At 39.7% G+C, this 18245-nt stretch carries 17 protein-coding genes; 7 read left to right on the top strand and 10 right to left on the bottom strand.

Features of this window, described 5'->3' with window-relative positions; translation table 11 throughout:
* Positions 1 to 115: 115 nt before the first annotated feature.
* Together B7695_RS08390 and B7695_RS08385 are read right to left on the bottom strand one after the other, a co-directional pair.
* Positions 116 to 2074, bottom strand: a complete 1959-nt coding sequence (locus tag B7695_RS08390; RefSeq protein WP_084891059.1) for a peptide ABC transporter substrate-binding protein — start codon at positions 2072 to 2074, stop codon at positions 116 to 118.
* Positions 2075 to 2269: 195 nt separating this feature from the next.
* Positions 2270 to 3877 carry a glycoside hydrolase family 13 protein gene (locus tag B7695_RS08385; protein WP_084891057.1) on the bottom strand — a complete coding sequence of 536 codons (1608 nt, stop codon included), beginning with the start codon at positions 3875 to 3877 and terminating at the stop codon, positions 2270 to 2272.
* Positions 3878 to 4029: 152 nt separating this feature from the next.
* Between B7695_RS08385 and B7695_RS08380 the strand changes: the two genes are divergently transcribed.
* Together B7695_RS08380 and B7695_RS08375 are read left to right on the top strand one after the other, a co-directional pair.
* A complete protein-coding gene (locus tag B7695_RS08380; protein WP_084891055.1) occupies positions 4030 to 5514 on the top strand; it encodes a DUF1846 domain-containing protein in 1485 nt (494 codons plus the stop codon).
* Positions 5515 to 5608: 94 nt separating this feature from the next.
* Complete coding sequence (locus B7695_RS08375) at positions 5609 to 6091, top strand: S-ribosylhomocysteine lyase (RefSeq protein ID WP_000032547.1); 483 nt, start codon at positions 5609 to 5611, stop codon at positions 6089 to 6091.
* Between the two features lie 166 nt (positions 6092 to 6257).
* On the opposite strand, the gene B7695_RS08370 is transcribed toward B7695_RS08375, so the two are convergent.
* From B7695_RS08370 to rsmH, 5 genes are all read right to left on the bottom strand, one after another.
* Positions 6258 to 8363 carry an ATP-dependent Clp protease ATP-binding subunit gene (locus B7695_RS08370; protein WP_084891054.1) on the bottom strand — a complete coding sequence of 702 codons (2106 nt, stop codon included), beginning with the start codon at positions 8361 to 8363 and terminating at the stop codon, positions 6258 to 6260.
* Positions 8364 to 8841: 478 nt separating this feature from the next.
* A complete protein-coding gene (gene mraY / locus B7695_RS08360; protein WP_050209108.1) occupies positions 8842 to 9822 on the bottom strand; it encodes a phospho-N-acetylmuramoyl-pentapeptide-transferase in 981 nt (326 codons plus the stop codon).
* A 1-nt stretch (position 9823) separates the two neighbouring features.
* Positions 9824 to 12076, bottom strand: a complete 2253-nt coding sequence (gene pbp2x, locus B7695_RS08355) for a penicillin-binding protein PBP2X (protein WP_084891050.1) — start codon at positions 12074 to 12076, stop codon at positions 9824 to 9826.
* A gap of 3 nt (positions 12077 to 12079) precedes the next feature.
* On the bottom strand, positions 12080 to 12397 hold the full coding sequence (ftsL, locus tag B7695_RS08350) for a cell division protein FtsL (RefSeq protein WP_000227825.1): 318 nt from the start codon (positions 12395 to 12397) through the stop codon (positions 12080 to 12082).
* A 9-nt stretch (positions 12398 to 12406) separates the two neighbouring features.
* Positions 12407 to 13357, bottom strand: coding sequence for a 16S rRNA (cytosine(1402)-N(4))-methyltransferase RsmH (gene rsmH / locus B7695_RS08345; RefSeq protein WP_084891048.1), 951 nt, complete (start codon positions 13355 to 13357; stop codon positions 12407 to 12409).
* 164 nt (positions 13358 to 13521) lie between these two features.
* On the opposite strand from rsmH, the gene B7695_RS08340 reads away from it, so the two are divergent.
* Genes B7695_RS08340 through B7695_RS08320 form a run of 5 tightly spaced genes read left to right on the top strand, consistent with a single transcriptional unit; the run spans position 13522 to position 15689 of the window.
* Complete coding sequence (locus tag B7695_RS08340) at positions 13522 to 13716, top strand: helix-turn-helix transcriptional regulator (protein ID WP_001082471.1); 195 nt, start codon at positions 13522 to 13524, stop codon at positions 13714 to 13716.
* Between the two features lie 15 nt (positions 13717 to 13731).
* Positions 13732 to 14274, top strand: coding sequence for a DUF3278 domain-containing protein (locus B7695_RS08335; RefSeq protein WP_084891046.1), 543 nt, complete (start codon positions 13732 to 13734; stop codon positions 14272 to 14274).
* 10 nt (positions 14275 to 14284) lie between these two features.
* Positions 14285 to 14611, top strand: coding sequence for a hypothetical protein (locus B7695_RS08330; RefSeq protein WP_084891044.1), 327 nt, complete (start codon positions 14285 to 14287; stop codon positions 14609 to 14611).
* A gap of 26 nt (positions 14612 to 14637) precedes the next feature.
* Entirely contained in the window at positions 14638 to 15216 is a 579-nt protein-coding gene (locus tag B7695_RS08325) for a DUF3278 domain-containing protein (protein WP_084891042.1), read from the top strand.
* Positions 15213 to 15689, top strand: coding sequence for a glutathione peroxidase (locus B7695_RS08320; RefSeq protein ID WP_084891040.1), 477 nt, complete (start codon positions 15213 to 15215; stop codon positions 15687 to 15689). The genes B7695_RS08325 and B7695_RS08320 overlap by 4 nt, the downstream gene beginning before the upstream one ends.
* A 142-nt stretch (positions 15690 to 15831) precedes the next feature.
* Here B7695_RS08320 and B7695_RS11530 read toward each other — a convergent pair whose 3' ends face one another.
* From B7695_RS11530 to B7695_RS08305, 3 genes are read right to left on the bottom strand one after another with little or no spacing between them, the layout of a single operon-like run.
* Complete coding sequence (locus B7695_RS11530; RefSeq protein ID WP_084891038.1) at positions 15832 to 16065, bottom strand: DUF5960 family protein; 234 nt, start codon at positions 16063 to 16065, stop codon at positions 15832 to 15834.
* 22 nt (positions 16066 to 16087) lie between these two features.
* Positions 16088 to 17227, bottom strand: coding sequence for an HNH endonuclease signature motif containing protein (locus B7695_RS08310; RefSeq protein WP_084891036.1), 1140 nt, complete (start codon positions 17225 to 17227; stop codon positions 16088 to 16090).
* A gap of 10 nt (positions 17228 to 17237) precedes the next feature.
* On the bottom strand, positions 17238 to 18245 hold the full coding sequence (locus B7695_RS08305; RefSeq protein ID WP_084891034.1) for a DNA adenine methylase: 1008 nt from the start codon (positions 18243 to 18245) through the stop codon (positions 17238 to 17240).

Below are 18245 nucleotides of genomic sequence, written 5' to 3'. Positions count from 1 at the left end.
GGTAAGGCGTTTTCATGTTCTTTCCGAAACATTCTTTTTGACTCGCAAATAATTACATCGATAAATTTACTATATAAATATTAAAACGAGGTTCCTTACGAAACCTCGCTCCTCATTATTTAACATGATTTTCTGCTTCTTTTTGAGCTTTTTCGATTGCTTTTTTGCTTTCTTGCTCCCATTTAGTCTTGGCTTCTTCAAACTGTTTGGTTGTCACAGTATCTTTTTGCAGTTTCATGTACTTGTAGTTATTGCCATCACCCTTGATACCGACCAGTGAATAGCCTCTTGTAAATGGCGTCACTTTGGTCACAGATGCTGTACCACCACTTGACATAGCTGACATAATCAGAGAATTGTCAATCATCCAAGCCTGTGCTTCAGCATATTTTTCATAGCGTTTGGCTACATCTTTATTTTCACTATCTGCATCTTTGAGCATCTTGGTGTAAGTATCAAGCCCCAAGCTAGCAATCTTAGCTTTATCTTCTTGAGCATCTAGACCAAAAATCTTGAGGTAGAACCCATCCTCTGCATTGAAAGGATTAAGATAAGTTGACGGATCTTGGTAGTCACCTACCCAACCATCAAAGTTCAAATCATAATCTCGATCAGCTGGTGTCGGTGCCAAGAAGGCTACGTTATTAAAATCATCTGTTGAAAGTTGTTGAACATCAATGACAATGTTATCGGCACCCAAAATTGACTCAAGGGTCTGTTTAACTGAGTTCATGCCTGTCACAGCATTTTTACTTGTCTGATCAACTGCCACATCCAAGTGAATCGGGAAAGTCACACCTTGACTCGCCAATTCTTTTTTAGCTTCCGCAAATTTTGCTTGGGCTTTTTCTTTGTTGAAATAGGCATCCTGAGCATCTGCCAAGTTAATACCTGACCATTCTGTGCCGTAGTTGACCAATTTAGAAGCGACTACTTCTCCAAAGGTCTTGTCTCCAACTTGGACAAATGTAGGAGGCACTAAGGTGTTTCGAAGGGTCTTGCTAGCCGCCTCTTCCCCATTTGACTGGGCAGAATAGGCTGTGCGGTCCAAGGCAAAGTTCACTGCTTGACGGAAGTTTTTATTCAAAACAGCTGTCTCAGTTGACTTCTTCTGCTCATCTGTCGTTTTAGACGTATGGTTGTAGGCCTTACGGTTAACGTTGAAATTGAAATACCAAGAAGTCTTGTCCTGCAAGCTATAGACGATATTATCCTTATATTTCTCTTTGGTCTTAGCAAAGTTAGAACTATTTGGATAAACCCCAGCGATAGAATAAGCTCCACTTTCAAAGTTACGGATGGTCAATTCTTGGTCTGAACCATCAAAGTAAGCCAATTTTACGTGTTCAATTGATACTTTGTCATGATCGTAGTAATGCGGATTTTTCACATACTCGATAGATGATTTTGATGTGAAGTCTTTTAACAAATAAGGTCCGCTGTAGAGAATGCTATTTGGAGATAGGGTCCCAAAGTCTTTCCCTTTTGAGTTTAGAAACTCTTCATTCACTGGGAAAAGAATACTATTGGTTGTTTTTGAATTCCAGTAAGGCTCTGGGCGTACCAAAGTATACTCCACCGTCTGGTCGTCAATGGCCTTCACCCCAACCTTAGAAAAGTCAGAATCCGCTCCTGTAATATAATCATTCAAGCCCTTGATCGAGTTTTGAATCAAGTCAATGGCCTGGGATTTATTATCCACTGCGTACTTGATACCTGTCACAAAATCTTGTGCCTTGACTGGGGCGTACTCTTCACCGTCAGCCGTGAACCATTTGGCATCTTTTCTCAGTTTATAGGTATAAGTCAGACCGTCGCTTGAAACAGACCAGTCTTCTGCCAAAGATGGAACTAGGTTTCCATGGTTATCATTTTCAAGCAAGCCATCAACTAGGTTAGTAATAATGGCTGTATTATCAGCGTAGTAGTCTAATAAATAGTTAAATGTAGTTGGATTTCCACTAAAGGTTGATGAGTAAGTTTTTGTATCTGAACCTGATTGACCGCAAGCAACTAAAAGCAAAGCAGCCGTAAAAGTCAGGCCTGCACTAAGGACACGCTTTTTTGTCTTCATCTTCTTTCTCCTTTATGTTAGTTTTTATAACATAGATTTATTTTACCAAAATAGTGGGAATTTGTAAAGTTAATTGAATTTTGAGAATGAAAGTTTATAAACCTTGGTTATAAAAAAACAAAGGATTTCTGCTTTTCATACAGTCCTCCCTTGTTTTTATGCGATTTCAATTTTAAATTTTTCTGTAAAAAATATTTATAGTAATTCCACACAGAAAGCATCCCATGGAGCTAAGATTTGTTTTTCAAAGACTTCTTGAGCTAGGGTGTTTTCAATCAAGACCGATTTGACGTTTCCTTCTACTGTCAAGTCTTGCTCTTCATTGGACAAGTTAGCCACAACTAGGAAACGACGGTCGCCATCTTTACGGATATAGGCGAAGACCTTATCAGCCGTATCAAGCAATTCAAAGTCAGCTCGAATCAGCCAGCTGTTCTCCTTACGGATTTGGACCAACTTCTGATAAGTATAGAAAATAGAATCTGGATTTGCCAGCGCTTCTTGAACGTTGATTGCTTCATAATTTGGATTCACTGCCAACCAAGGTTGACCTGTTGAGAAACCAGCGTTTTTGCTCTCGTCCCATTGCATAGGGGTACGGGCATTGTCACGACCAATGACACGGATACTGTCCATGATTTCTTCCATCGGAACACCTTTTTCAAGAGCCTCACGCGCATAGTTGAGGGATTCAATATCTTCTACTTGGTCCAGTGTTTCAAACGGATAGTTGGTCATGCCAATTTCCTCACCTTGGTAGATATACGGAGTTCCTCTCATGAGATGAAGTAAGATTGCAAAGGCTTTGGCAGATTTTTCGCGGTATTCTTGATCATTTCCCCAGATTGAGACGATACGAGGGAGGTCATGATTGTTCCAAAAAAGCGAATTCCAGCCGTCCTCAACTCCTAACTCTGTCTGCCATTTGTTGAAGATTTCTTTTAACTTAGCGATATTCAGCTCTTTTTGATAGTGCCATTTAGGCTGACCTTCCTGATACTGAAGACCGATGTGTTCGAACTGGAAGACCATAGACAATTCTTGACCCTTTGGATTCGAGTAGAGCTTAGCAATTTCTGGCGTTGCCCCCCAAGTTTCTCCCACCGTCAAGAGATTTTTATCTCCAAAGGTCGCTTGATTCATCTCCTTGAGATAGGGATGGAGCATAGGACCGTTATTGACTACTTTCTCGTCAGGAATTTTCCCAATCATATCAATGACATCCATACGGAAACCACCAATGCCTTTATCAATCCAGAAGTTCATCATCTCATAAATTTTCTGACGAAGTTTTTCATTTTCCCAGTTGAGATCCGGCTGTTTCTTACTGAAAAAGTGGAGATAGTACTGACCCGACTTTTCATCGTATTCCCAAGCAGATCCGCTAAAGATAGAATCTAGGTCGTTGGGTTCATTCCGCCAGATATAGTAATCTCGCTCAGGGCTATCAGGATTTTCACATGCCTCGACAAACCAAGCATGTTCATCTGAGGTATGATTGACCACCAAGTCCATGATAATTCGGATATCACGCTTCTTAGCTTCCGCGATCAGTTGGTCCATATCTTCCATAGTCCCAAAAATAGCCGCAATCGCTTGATAATCAGCAATATCATAGCCATTATCATCCATCGGACTGTCATAAACAGGAGAAAGCCAAATCGCTGTGATTCCTAACTTAGCTAGATAGTCTAACTTACTGGTAATACCTGGCAAATCGCCAATTCCATCTCCGTTGCTATCCATAAAACTCTTAGGATAGACTTGATAGACTACGGCATTGTGCCACCATTTTTCTTGCATCTTCTGACCTCATTATTTTAATAATCTGTAGTCTATGATAGCGCTTTTCAAAATTTTATGCAAGCGTTTGCCTAATCTTTTTGATTCCTTTTTTAACTCCATAGTTTCCTAACTTCCAATTTTTTATTATAATAGAGGTCAGAGGTAAAAAAATGAAAAAACAAGCTTTTAGTTCTGAACAATATTTGAATCTACAGCGCGACCATATTTTGGAGCGCATTAACCAATTTGACGGCAAACTCTACTTGGAGTTTGGGGGCAAAATGTTAGAAGATTTCCACGCTGCTCGCGTGCTTCCTGGTTATGAGCCTGACAATAAAATCAAGCTCTTGCAGGAGTTGAAAGAGCAAGTTGAGGTTGTGATTGCTATTAATGCAAGTAACATCGAGCATTCCAAAGCACGTGGTGACTTGGGCATTTCTTATGACCAAGAAGTACTTCGTCTGATTGACAAATTCAATGAATTGGGAATTTTTGTTGGCTCCGTTGTCATCACACAGTACGCTGGTCAACCAGCTGCAGATGCCTTCCGCAACCAACTTGAGAAAAACGGAATTGATTCTTATCTTCACTATCCAATCAAAGGATATCCAACGGATATGGATCACATTATTTCTCCAGAAGGCATGGGAAAAAATGACTACATCAAAACCAATCGCAACTTGATCGTCGTAACCGCTCCTGGACCTGGTTCTGGAAAATTGGCAACTTGTATGTCCAATATGTACCACGACCAAATCAATGGCATCAAGTCTGGCTACGCTAAGTTTGAAACCTTCCCAGTTTGGAATCTACCCCTTCATCATCCTGTCAACTTGGCCTATGAGGCTGCTACAGCTGACCTTGATGATGTCAACATGATTGACCCCTTCCATCTCCAAACCTACGGAGAAACCACTGTCAACTACAATCGTGATATCGAGATTTTCCCAGTGCTTAAGCGCATGTTGGAACGTATCCTAGGAGAGTCTCCATACGCTTCTCCGACAGATATGGGTGTCAACATGGTTGGTTTCGCTATTACAGATGATAAAGCTGCTGTCGAAGCTTCTAAACAAGAAATCATCCGTCGCTACTATCAGACTGTTCTTGATTTCAAAGCCGAAAAAGTGGGCGAAGCTGCTGTCAAGAAAATCGAGTTGCTTATGAACGACCTCGGTATCACACCAGCAGACCGTAAGGTTGCTGTCGTTGCCCGTCAAAAAGCAGAAGAAACTGGCGGACCAGCTCTAGCCCTTGAATTGCCAAGCGGAGAAATCGTCACAGGTAAGAACTCAGAACTCTTTGGTCCTACAGCCGCTGCTCTTATCAACGCCATCAAGAAATCAGCTGACATCGCTAAAGAAGTAAAACTAATCGAGCCTGAAGTTGTTAAGCCAATCCAAGGTCTTAAAATCGATCATCTCGGTAGCCGCAATCCACGCCTTCATTCAAATGAAATCCTGATTGCTCTTGCCATCACAGCTACAGAAAATCCTGATGCTGCTCGTGCTATGGAAGAACTTGGCAACCTCAAAGGAAGCGAAGCCCACTCAACCATCATCTTGACAGATGAAGACAAGAATGTCCTTCGCAAACTAGGTATCAATGTAACCTTTGACCCTTACTACCAATACGACCGCTTGTATCGTAAGTAACGATTTCAACCTCTCCACTCTCGGAGAGGTTTTCTCTCTGTCTCAGGAGCCAGCTTTGTGTTATAATGAAAGAAGAAAACTGAAAGGATTTACCATGTCAAAAGAAGTTATTGTTGAAAGTTTTGAACTTGACCATACCATTGTTAAGGCCCCCTATGTTCGCTTGATTGGGGAAGAAACAGGGCCAAAAGGAGACATTATCTCCAATTATGATATTCGCTTGGTACAACCAAATGAAGACTCGATCCCTACTGCTGGCCTTCACACCATCGAGCACCTATTGGCTAAACTCATCCGTACCCGCATCGACGGCATGATTGACTGTTCACCATTTGGTTGCCGTACAGGCTTCCATATGATTATGTGGGGGCGCCACACCAGTGCTGAAATCGCAGCTGTTATCAAGGATTCGCTCAAGGAAATCGCTGAGACTACTACTTGGGAAGATGTCCCTGGAACAACCATCGAATCTTGCGGTAACTACAAGGATCACAGCCTCTTTTCTGCTAAAGAATGGGCAAAACTTATTCTAGAACAAGGGATTTCAGATGATGCCTTTGAGCGTCATGTGATTTAAACGTAAAAAAGGAACCAGTTTTTTCAGCTGGCTCCTTCTTTTTATTCTCAAAATCTTGGCTTATACTCAATGAAAATCAAAAAGCAAACTAGGAAGCCAGCCACAGACAGTACTTGAGTACGGCAAGGCGAAGCTGACGTGGTTTGAATTTGATTTTCGAAGAGTATTAGGCTTTTTCACGAATGACTAAAACGCCATCTTCCATATCTGCTTCTAGGTGTTTGGCATCTAGGTGATCCAAATGGAAGTCTGTCACCTTATCCCGAATTTCTTGTTCAACCACGCGACGAAGAGGACGAACACCCATGACTTCGTCATAACCTTCTTCTGTGATATAGTCTTTAGCCGCTTGACTAACTGCTAAATCAATGTCTTTCTTGGCCAAGGTTTGGTTGACTTCAGCCAACATTAAGTCCACAATCTTAGAAAGATCTTCCTTAGTCAAGTGCGAGAACTCGATAACTGCATTAAAGCGGTTTAGGAACTCTGGACGGAAGAATGGTTTCAAACGGTCCATCAATTCTGGTTTGTCCGCATCTTCTGTCAAGTTGGCTTCATAGCCAAAACCAGCATTTGATGTTGCGATAATGACAGTGTTCTTGAAGTTTACTGTGTTTCCTTGACCATCTGTCAAACGACCATCATCTAGAACTTGGAGGAGAAGAGTAATCACTTGAGGATCAGCCTTTTCAATCTCATCCAAGAGAATGATAGAGTATGGATTGCGACGAACACGTTCTGTTAAGGTATTGCTATTGTCATCATAACCCACATAGCCTGCTGTTGTACCAATTAGCTTAGAAACGGCTGTGCGGTCACTGTATTCAGACATATCCAAACGGATGATCGCATCCTTGGTTCCAAACATATCTAGCGCCAATTGCTTAGCAAGTTCTGTCTTACCAACCCCAGTTGGTCCTACAAAGAGGAAGCTACCGATTGGGCGATTACCTTCATCAAAACCAGCACGGTTACGACGGATGGCACGGGCTACAGCTTCAACTGCCTTATCTTGACCGATTACCTTATCTTGCAGACGATGAGCCATATCTTTCAAACGTTCGATATCAGATGCTCCCATTTGCGATACTGGGATACCTGTTATTCGTTCCACAGATTCAGCCACATCGTTGACACTTGCAGTCACTTTCATATCTTCTGTGTGGTTTTCGATTTTCTTTTCCAATTCTGCAATGCGTGTTTTATAGTTTAGAGCTGCTTCAAAATCTTCTGCCTCAACAGCTTTTTCTTGCTTGTCTTTTTCTACCTCAATTTCACGTTCAACAGCATGAACATCTGTTACTGGATGTTGAGCCGCCAAGTGAGCCGCCGTTACATCGACAAGGTCGATAGCCTTATCTGGCAAGCTACGTTGAGGAATATACTGAACAGAATAATCCACCGCTGCTTTCAAAACTTCGTCTGGCAAGATGACATTATGGTGTTGCTGATAGAGCTCACGAATTCCTTGAAGGATTTTAAAAGTATCCTCTGCTGAAGGAGCATTGACCTTGACTTCGTTGAAACGACGAGCAAGAGCAGCATTCTTCAAGATGGTGTTACGGTATTCATCTTGAGTTGTTGCCCCAATCACTGTCAATTCTCCACGAGAGAGGGCTGGCTTGAGAATGTCCGCAAGCCCTTTAGAACCACTGTCTCCACCAGTAGATCCAGCACCGAGAATTTGGTGAATTTCATCAAAGAAGAGGATAATATTTCCTGCTTCTTTTACTTCATTTACTAGATTTTGCACATTTTCTTCAAAACTACCACGGTATTGAGTACCAGCCTCAAGACCCGAGATATCAATGGAAATGATTTCCTTGTTCTTAATAGCGGCTGGAACATCACCGTTTACAATAGCTTGTGCTAGGCCTTCGACAACTGCTGTCTTACCAACGCCTGCATCCCCGACCAAAACAGGATTGTTCTTAGTACGGCGTGAGAGGATTTCAGATGTTTCTTGAATTTCCTTGTTTCGTCCGATAACAGGATCCAGCTTACCCTCACGCGCTTCTGCAGTCAAGTTTCGACCTAGTTTAGCCAGGACACCGTCTTGTTTCATACTTGAAGCCTGTTGTGGCATTTGTCCATCAACCTCTACATTTCCTGGCAATTGACCTGTTGCACGATAGTGAGCAAATTCCTCAGGTGTTACTTCACGTCCATTAATCAAGTAGCGACGGTTTTCAGAACTGTATCCGCGCATACCACCCATCAATTGGTTAAATAAATCATCCATGTTGTTAAAATTATTAAAGTTGTTGTTCATATTCTTTACCTCATTTTATTTACTTCGTTATTATTACTGATATTGACTATCTTTGACCTTTGTTTTAAAAAATTTAGACTAGCTAAATCGCTACTCTATGTACTATTTCTGGTTTTTCTTTTTCAAGCAGGAGTAGACTATCTTTACTTCTGAAGATTTCTAGATTAAACATAGACACACCTCTTTCTACTTTACTTTAAATAAGTGTTCTAGTAAGGCTCTCATTTACCTTACGTTTATAATATACTACATTAGTCAGAAAAGGTCAAGGATTTTGACTTTAATTGACCAATATTTTTTTACACTCTTCAAAACACGTCAGCTTCGTCTTATCTACAACCTCAAAACCGTGTTTTGGGCTGACTTCGTCAGTCTTATCCACAACCTCTAAGCTATGTTTTGAGCACTTCCTAGTTTGCTCTTTGATTTTAATTGTGTATTTAACGCAAAAACACCCTGAAACATCAGGGTGCCATTCTTACATCAAATACAAAATTGCTAGGGTCAGGAGACTTGCTAATAGCCCCACTCCCCAAAAGAAGAAGTCGACCTTCCACTCGCTCCAAGGACTTCCCTTACCAGACAATCCTCCAAGCTCAAAATGATGATGCACAGGCGTCATACGGAAAATACGTTTACCACCTGTCAGTTTAAAATAACTGACTTGCATCATGACCGAAGTTGTTTCAAAGACATAAACAATTCCGATAATCAAGAGAGTCCATTCTTGGTGGAGGGCCATAGAGATAGCTGCCAACATTCCACCTAGGGCCAAACTTCCCACATCCCCCATAAAGACTTTAGCAGGCTTATGGTTAAAGACGAAGAAACCAAGCAAACCACCAATCATGGCAAGAATCACTAGAAGGATATCCATCTGACCTTGCACATAGGCAATAACTCCATAAGCAGACAAGCTAATCACAACTGAAATACTAGCTAGACCGTCAATACCATCTGTCAAGTTGACTGCATTTGAAAAACCAACTAGCCAGAAAAGAGCAAAAACAATATAGAAAATCCCTAAATGCACTTGGTAGCCAAAGACAGAGAGCATATCGCCCCCACGTTCATAGAAAAGGTAGAAAATAACACCACCTAGAAGCTGAAGAGCCAATTTCTGTTTGGGGTTTAGCCCCTCATTGATCTTTCGGAAGACCTTGAGAAAGTCATCTAAAAAACCAACCAAGCCATACAAGACCAAAATAAACAAAATCATACCAACATTATTGGTCAATTGTTTCGAAAAAAGAGCGACGAGGAAACTCACCACAACTGCAGCAATGAGGAAAACAAGCCCCCCCATTGTAGGAGTCCCAGCTTTTGCCTGGTGCTGTTTAACATCCTCATGCATCTGCTGGCCTGTAATTTGCGCCTTTCTATAAAATTGGATAAAGGCCGGAATTCCTACTAAAGTTAGTAAAAATGTCACAATTCCAGCACTAATAGAAATAAACATATTAGTCTCCTAAAGTTAATTTAATTTTTTTAATGTTTTTGATAGCTGTATTAGTCCGAACATCTTGCTTCTGAACAACGGAACCTGAACCTTCAAATTCCAGTTCAATATCCAACCATTTAGCAAAGGTCTCGGCAGTCTCTTTTTTCCAGCCATACATGTCTGGAATTTCTTCTACCTTATCCGATAAAAGGAGAACTTGTTGGTTTGGTGCAAGATTTTTTCCTTCTTCTACAGAAGTCTCTTTAATCTTTGTTCCAGTACCAACAACGATTGGTTGCACAATATTTCGACGTAAGGCTTCCGCCAAATCACCAGGTGAAATATCCTTGATGCTAGGCATGGCATAAGCGCTTTGATTGGTTACCTGATCTAACGTTTTAGCGGTAGATTGGAGGTTAAGGGAATCTTTCATGGCAGAAGCTCGTTCAAGAATAGGATTAGCAAATTCTCCAAACCAAGGTGTAGAAAGGTGTTCTGGCTGTTGAACTGTTACGTAAAGAATAAAATCAGGATTTTCAGCAGGATTCATAGTCACAACTGAGAAAATATAATTGGTAGAACCAACCAAGTAGCCTCCATTTTTCTCATCAGCGATTTGAGCCGTACCGGATTTAACTGCTACATTTTGTCCAGGAACTGTTATAATTGGCTTTCCTGTTTGGTGATTATACATAGTTCCATATAGAGGGTCCGTCCCAACTAATATCATGTTAGTACGAGTCAAGCTTGCTGTATCTTCAGATACAGGTTTTCCTACAATCTCTTTTTGAGACTTTCGTACAGACTGATTGTTAGTATCATAAATAGCACTTATAAATTTTGGCTCCAGCATAACTCCATCATTAGCAATAGCTGTAAAGGCACGAAGCATTTGTGTTTGTGTCACTGAAATTCCTTGCCCAAATGAGCTTTGAGCAATACTAACAATATTATCAGCTGGAAGTTGACCAGCGTATTCATCTGTCAAGCCAAAGCGAGTTGGAACCCCAAATTTAAAGCGTTTTAGATAATCCAACCAAGTAGCATCTCCCATTTTTTGTTCAAGTAGACTCATTCCAACATTACTGGAGTGAGCGAAACCTTGTAAGAAAGTCATCATCCCACCAGTAGTCAAACCACCATTAACATCCCAATCTCGAGTCGTCACATCCGCCATTTTAAATTCACTGCTATTGAAGTATTCTCCACTTGGGAAGGTATTATTATCAATAGAAGAAGCTAACGTCATAACCTTCATGGCTGATCCTGGTTCATAGTTACTTTGATAAAGAATATCACGCCAAACAAAGTCCTCAGTGATTCCTTCTTTAGTATCTGCATTAAAGGTAGGTCGTTGGGTGGTAGCGAGGATTTCACCGGTCTTTGCACTGACCAAGGTCGCGGTCATATACTTACCTTTTACTTTTTCTAGAAAGGCATCCATCTGAGTTTCCATGAAAGATTGTAGCGGACTAGACAATGTTGTATAAACATCCTTGCCATCTACCGTTTGTTGGGAAACTTGTTCTGTTCCAGGGACAATATTACCCAGACGATCTTTTTCATAGGTAATAATACCGTCTTTCCCTGCAAGAATACTGTTCAAGGAACTCTCCATCCCAGAAGTTCCCAGCAAACTCTTGCTACCATCCTCATTTTCATGGAGTTGGGCCAAACCAATAAAACTAGAAGCGAATTGTCCATTTGGATAGCTTCTATTAGGGCTAGTTGTGAAGTCAATTCCTTCAACACTAGCGTCTTTCAAATCCTTTTTAATAGCCATCATATTGGCATAGGTAATTCCATTTCCTTTGGCACCAAAAGAAACTTGAGTCAGATTCGGTTGAGACAATTGTTCTTTAACATAAGCCTCGTCCATATCCAGATACTTATGGAAAACCTCTGCTACCTTATTAAACTGGGCATCTTCTACATAAAGAATTTTACCCGTTGCTGATTTGTATTTTTTATCAATAACAGCATAGACATTATAGGAGGTTGCGTCCTCAGCAATCGGGACTCCATTGCGGTCATAAATAGTCCCACGTTTGGCAGGGACTGTACGAGTTATTTGGTGAACCTTCTTAGCCTCTTTTACTAGATCCGTTCCAAATTTACTACCACTCCCGATAATAACAGCAAAATTGACCAAAAAGACAGCGAAAAGTACGACAGCTAACAAGCTGATGTACTTCCCCACTATTTTACGGTTTTCTGCTGGAGATTTACGGTTTCTAATCGCAAATCGGGTTATTCTTTTTGTCCACTTCATATCTTACTCCGCTGATCGAATATTCTCATTATTCAATTTTAAGTCCTTAGAATTTGCGATTTCTTTCAAGCGTTCTGCCCTCAACAATTCATTTACCTCTTGTTTGGCATCATCCAATTCTGTCTTCTTCTCCTCTATCTGCGCATTGATTTTTGTCAGATCATTTTGTACTTGTAGGAGTCGAGTCTGCATAAAGATAATACTCAATGCCAAAACGAGAGCTGTAAACGCAATGGAGAGATAAAAAGCCTTCTCCACACGGGAGAATTTTTTTATACGACTCTGCAAGAATTGACTGGTTGTTTCTTTCTTATCTACCATTTTTTCCTCTTACTTGTGAATTTTTCTTGCCACGCGCAACTTGGCTGAGTGCGAGCGGTTATTGGCTTCTAATTCTTCTGCACTTGGCAAGATTGGCTTACGGGATACCAATTCCATCTTGGGCTTGAGATCATCCGGGATGAAAGGCAAACCTTTGGGAACTTCAACTGTTGAAGCTTCCTTGAACAATTGCTTGGTCAAGCGGTCTTCTAGCGAATGGAAGGTAATCACTGAGATTCTAGCATCTATAGCCAACATCTCCATAGCCTGCTGGATGGACTCATCTGCCGCTCCCAGTTCATCATTGACTTCAATTCGAATAGCCTGGAAAATCTGCTTGGCAGGATGGCCCTTTTTCTTGAGTTCTTTTGCAGGCTTAGCCGACTTGATAATCTCTGCCAACTCAGTCGTCGTCTCAATTGACTTCACTTCCCGTGCTTGTTCAATCTTACGCGCAATCTGTTTAGAGAATTTGTCCTCGCCATACTTGAAGAAAATACGAACCAAGTCATGATAGTCATAGTGATTCACCACTTCATAGGCTGTCAGACTCGCATCCTGATTCATCCGCATGTCCAGTGGTGCATCCTTTTTATAAGAAAAACCGCGCTCACGCTGATCCAGCTGAGGACTAGACACTCCCAAGTCATAACAAATTCCATCAATTTCCTGAACACCAGCTTCGCGCAAACGTGCCTGCAAATGACGGAAGTTATCCTTGATAAAAGTCACCATCCCCTTTTCAATGTAAGGTGCCAAGCGTTCTTGTGCATTGTCAATGGCATTCTGGTCCTGATCAAAGGCATAGAGATGGCCTTTTTCACTTAATTTACTTAATAAATATTCGCTATGGCCTGCTCCACCCAAAGTCGCATCAACGTAGATACCGTCAGGCTTTACGTCGAGCATATCAATCGTTTCATAGAGTAAGACCGTTACATGATGAAATTCTTTTGTCATATCCTATCTATTTTACCACAAATCCGACTAGCTTGCACTAGTCAGACAAATAGGGCAAAAAAAGTAAGATTTCTTTAAGAATATGTCAAAAATACTTGACACTTTATGTTTAAAAGACTATAATATAGTCAAATATATACGACATAAATCAGAAAGGAGACCAGATGAATCGTGTGAAAGAATTTCGCAAGGAACTGGGCATTTCCCAGCTCGAGCTCGCCAAGGATATCGGTGTCTCGAGACAAACCATCAATATGATTGAAAACGACAAGTACAATCCAACTCTGGAACTCTGTCTCAATCTCGCTCGTAGCCTCCAAACTGACCTCAACAGTCTCTTTTGGGAGGATAATTTTTAAAAAAGGAGCCAACTCATGAAAAAAGAAACCTTCACTGAAAAACTGATCAAACGCACATACGGTATTTCTGGTCCCCTTGACGAATACAAACGGCGTGAGGCCGATCGTATCGGTAACCAAGTCTTTATCGTCCTCTTTTATCTGATGATTTTCGGAAATCTTATTCCACTCCTTCTGGCCTATAAATACCCTCAAGAAGTGGCTCTAATCTATCCTCCTCTGATTTTAGTGATTGCCCTCATTGCTGCTGGCTATGTTACCTACCAAATGAAAAAAACAGGGATTACAGCTATTGACCCAGATATGCTAAATGAGAAAGAAAGCAAGCAACTACACTACCCAGGTCTGAAAGCAGGTTTGTTCTTTGGTCTATGGATATTTTTTATAACTCCTCTTCTCGATATACTCATAGGTGAAGGTCAGGACTATTTTCATTCTCTTCTCACTATAAGAAATGGTGTATCAAGCATTCTCGGTTCTATCTTCTTCGGAGCAAGCATACAGTTCCTCATCTCCCGTCGCATTGCAAAAGCCAAGAAAAATCAAGATGAGAATTAGGAGGTGCCCTATGAAATCATTACTAACTTTACTTACCTATCATCTTTTGTTCAGTTCTCTGCTCATCTTCATTATCATTTCAGGGAACTTGCCAATCGACGAGACATTCCTCGTGCTAGTCTTTATTCTAGCACTTAACAAAGGACTGACTTATCTAAAGATTGACTCCCCAAAAACGCGCACACTTAACTTAGCACTATACTTTATAATTCTATCTTTTCCACAACTGATGCTCGTCTCAAGCGGTTGGAAATATTATTTACTGCTGACTATTGCTAGCCTTTCTTCTATCACTTATCTTTATTATCTCTATCAATTCGTAAAAGAAAATCAGTAAAACCGCTCATTTAGGAGGTTACTAGTATGAAAAAAGAAGACTTCACCACTCGCCTACTTCGAAATCTCTTTCATATCCAAGGCTCTTTTGATGAATGCCGACAAGAGATTATCTACAAGGCTTGCGCCCGCTCCATGGTCCAAATCGTTTATTCTTCCTTCTTTCTCTTCTTGTTTTATCTGTTATTTGGACGCTTCATAGAAATCGTTCGCTATGCCATGCCCTACGTTTACTCTGGACTCATTTTTTTCATTACTTTAAAAACTCAAAGAGCCGTCAAAGAACTCCATCTGGAAAAAGATGACAAGTCAGAAATCATCCTCAAGACCTACAGCAAAGCCCAAATCAAATTCCGAAGCTGGATTGTGTTTATCGGTATTCAGATTGGCCTCTTTACCCTACTCATCTTTCATAAAGTCTTCGTTCAGCAAATGTCCTTTTCAGATTTTGGGAAGTTGCTCATGCAATTCGATAAAAGTGTTCCTTTCCTGATGTATGGCCTGATTATCGGTAGTATTTTCGGAACCCTGACCTACGGATTTCTATCACTACAAGAGGAGAAAACTCCTAAAAATACCAAACAGAAGGAGAAAAGCAATCAATGACTTCACTTTACGATTTTTCAGTCTTGAACCAAGACAATCAAGAAATCTCACTAGATGCCTATCGTGGTAAGGTACTCTTGATTGTCAACACTGCTACCGGATGTGGTTTAACGCCCCAGTACCAAGGACTTCAAGAACTCTATGATCGCTATCAAGAACAAGGTTTTGAGATTTTAGACTTCCCTTGCAATCAGTTTATGGGACAAGCACCAGGTAGCGCAGAGGAAATCAACGCCTTCTGTAGCCTACATTACCAGACCAGCTTCCCACGTTTTGCCAAGATCAAGGTCAACGGTAAGGAAGCAGATCCCCTCTATGTTTGGTTGAAAGAACAAAAATCTGGCCCACTGGGAAAACGAGTCGAATGGAATTTCGCTAAGTTTCTCATCGGTCGTGATGGTCAGGTCTTTGAGCGCTTTTCTTCAAAAACAGACCCAAAACAAATTGAAGAGGCAATACGAAATCTACTATAATTCACAATCTCACTATGATTAGGTTTCCTTTAGCCTAATGAATAGTGAGATTTTTTGATGGGCTTTGACTTAAATAGAAAAACACCCCATGATATGAGCCATGAAGTGTTGTAAAAATGATACATTCATAGCAGACAAGGCACTACTGACTGCTATTCTTGACCCCTGAGTATGTATAGGTCCTATTTCTGGGACACGCTTTTTCCGTTACCACCTTAAAATAAAAGCTATGCTCCCGCCCATCCTTGGCATTTTCCTTGTTTAAGACAAAGTAGTTTTTCTGATTCATCGCCATGGTTCGTAGGATGTCATCAATCAAGAAAGTCAAGGGTACGTTCATGGCAGAGTATTTTTGAAAATCCTCTTCAAAACGAATATAGTCATCTGAACCTCACTTATTAAGGAACGTTGTTTTTCGAATTAAATTTGTTTCTATGCTCAACAAGATATCCAAGTCTCTTCTCTGTCAAAATGAAGCCGTCTAACTTCATACCTTGCTTACCTTTAATAAAGTCCTCTGAAACATCATTACCATACACTGGTATTCCTTCTTCTACAAAAGTCAAATCATGTTTATCAAAATATGCATCAGAGTTTGGTTCCAATAACAGAGCATTCTCATAGTCATATGCTGTTTCAACATCCATATTTCGGAGAGCATCTGCTGACCTAACAATATGGGAAACAACTAGACCTTTTAGCTCCTGTTTAGTTAGATAGCATACAACCTTACCATATTTTTCAATACTTTCTTGCTTAATGTTTTCACGCATAATCCTAAATAATGTAGGATCTCTTCGTAGACTTATTGAATCTTTAAGTTGGATTGTTGCATCTTCTGTATATACAACAGAATCTTTTTTCTTACTCACTGAAATCCCTGGTACATACTGTAAAAAGTTGAAGAAATAAGCAATCTGATTGTATTTTCTACCTTGAAAATCAATGACCTTAGCAAAAGTCACTTTTGATTTCAATTCATCATAAGTTAAATAACCTCGTGAGTATGATTTGATATCGGTGCTCATTAGAGCAACTATCTCATCTCTATTGAATCTTTTTTCAGGATGGTACATCAAAGTCATTAAGAAGAAATTTATCTGCCTTACATCTGATTCATCTCTAGTAACTGAAGATTGAAAATTTGCTGACTTATAAAATATCTCTGAAAAAATCAATGCTCTTTTATCGTTATTATTAGCATTTAAAAATTTCTTAGTTAGTCGATGATAACCTTTTAAAAACGGTTCTACAAAACCCAATTTAACCATTTGGTTAATTGATTTTCTTGTTGAAGCCATATCTTTTTTAGGATATACAGAGTATATTCTCTTTTGAAGCTCTTTGTATTTCGCAGATATTTCTTTACTACTTAATTCTGAATTTTGCAATTCTGGGTGTAAATCTATATATTTTATAATTATACTTAGCGTATCCTTAAATTGAGATCCATTTATATCACTATACTCAACTGTCAGCTTCCAATAATCTTCATACTGTTGATTTTGAGCCGCTTTCTTAGAATGACCTATTTTCATATACAATCTCCTAATTATCAAATTTTAAAATTAGCATCTGTTCAAAGTTATTGTTTTTATTCTTCTTTCCACTTACCTGGTAATTATGTTTTCTTTCAATTACTTCTACGTTTCCGAAATCACTAAAAGCTTGAGAAATTTCAGAGATACTAGGTGTAGAATTAGAATTGAGACTCAGGACTAAATATTTAGTTTTATTTTTGAAAGAAGAGACTATCTTTAGGATTGATTCTAAAAATGTTTCTCTCTTAGTTAAATCTATATAACTAATTTCCTTACCAAATAGTCTGTCAAAGGATCCATAAAAGGATTCGTACTTATTCATAGTACCAGGATAAGGTGGATCTAAATATACTAAATCAACTGGTTTGATGGTGTCAGCAAGTTTCAGAATATCTTCTTGATGTGAGGTATTATTTAATCCATTATCAAAAACTGAAGCATTGTATGATGAAAGATTTTCAAGAATATGTTGTGAAAACGGAACATTGTGATATGCTCTACGACGCCCGTATTTCTCATAGGAATAATCCTCATCTCTTAATTTAACGATATTATTCCACGGAACATTCATTCGTGAATAGGGCAGTTTTCTAATCATTGCACGACGAATCAGTGATTGCATAATGTATTTCTTATTGCCATCTAAAGACTTTGAATATTCTACTAACTTTGCTAACTCATCAACTTCCTCTGGGAAATATAATTTATTCTCAATCCAAGAGTATTGTTCACGAACTTCTGAAGTAATCTGAATAGATAATACTTTTTTTATCTCTTCTTCATCTAACTGCTCATCTTTATTCTCAATAATAGATTTTGCCACTACAAAAGACGAATACAAGACATCATTTGTAATGACTTCATAGCCTCTTTTTTTTAATTCATAAGAAACAGAGCAACCACCAGAAAAAGCATCTAATACTATTCCACCCTCAATCGGAAAGTTATCAACGAGCCAAGTAACTAATTTTTCTTTATTACCAATGTAATTAACTTTTGGATATTTTGTAGTCAC

Origin of the sequence: Streptococcus mitis (assembly GCF_002096845.1) — a bacterium.
GTDB classification, from domain to species: Bacteria; Bacillota; Bacilli; order Lactobacillales; family Streptococcaceae; genus Streptococcus; species Streptococcus mitis_A.
This window is presented reverse-complemented; position numbering and strand designations above follow the sequence as displayed.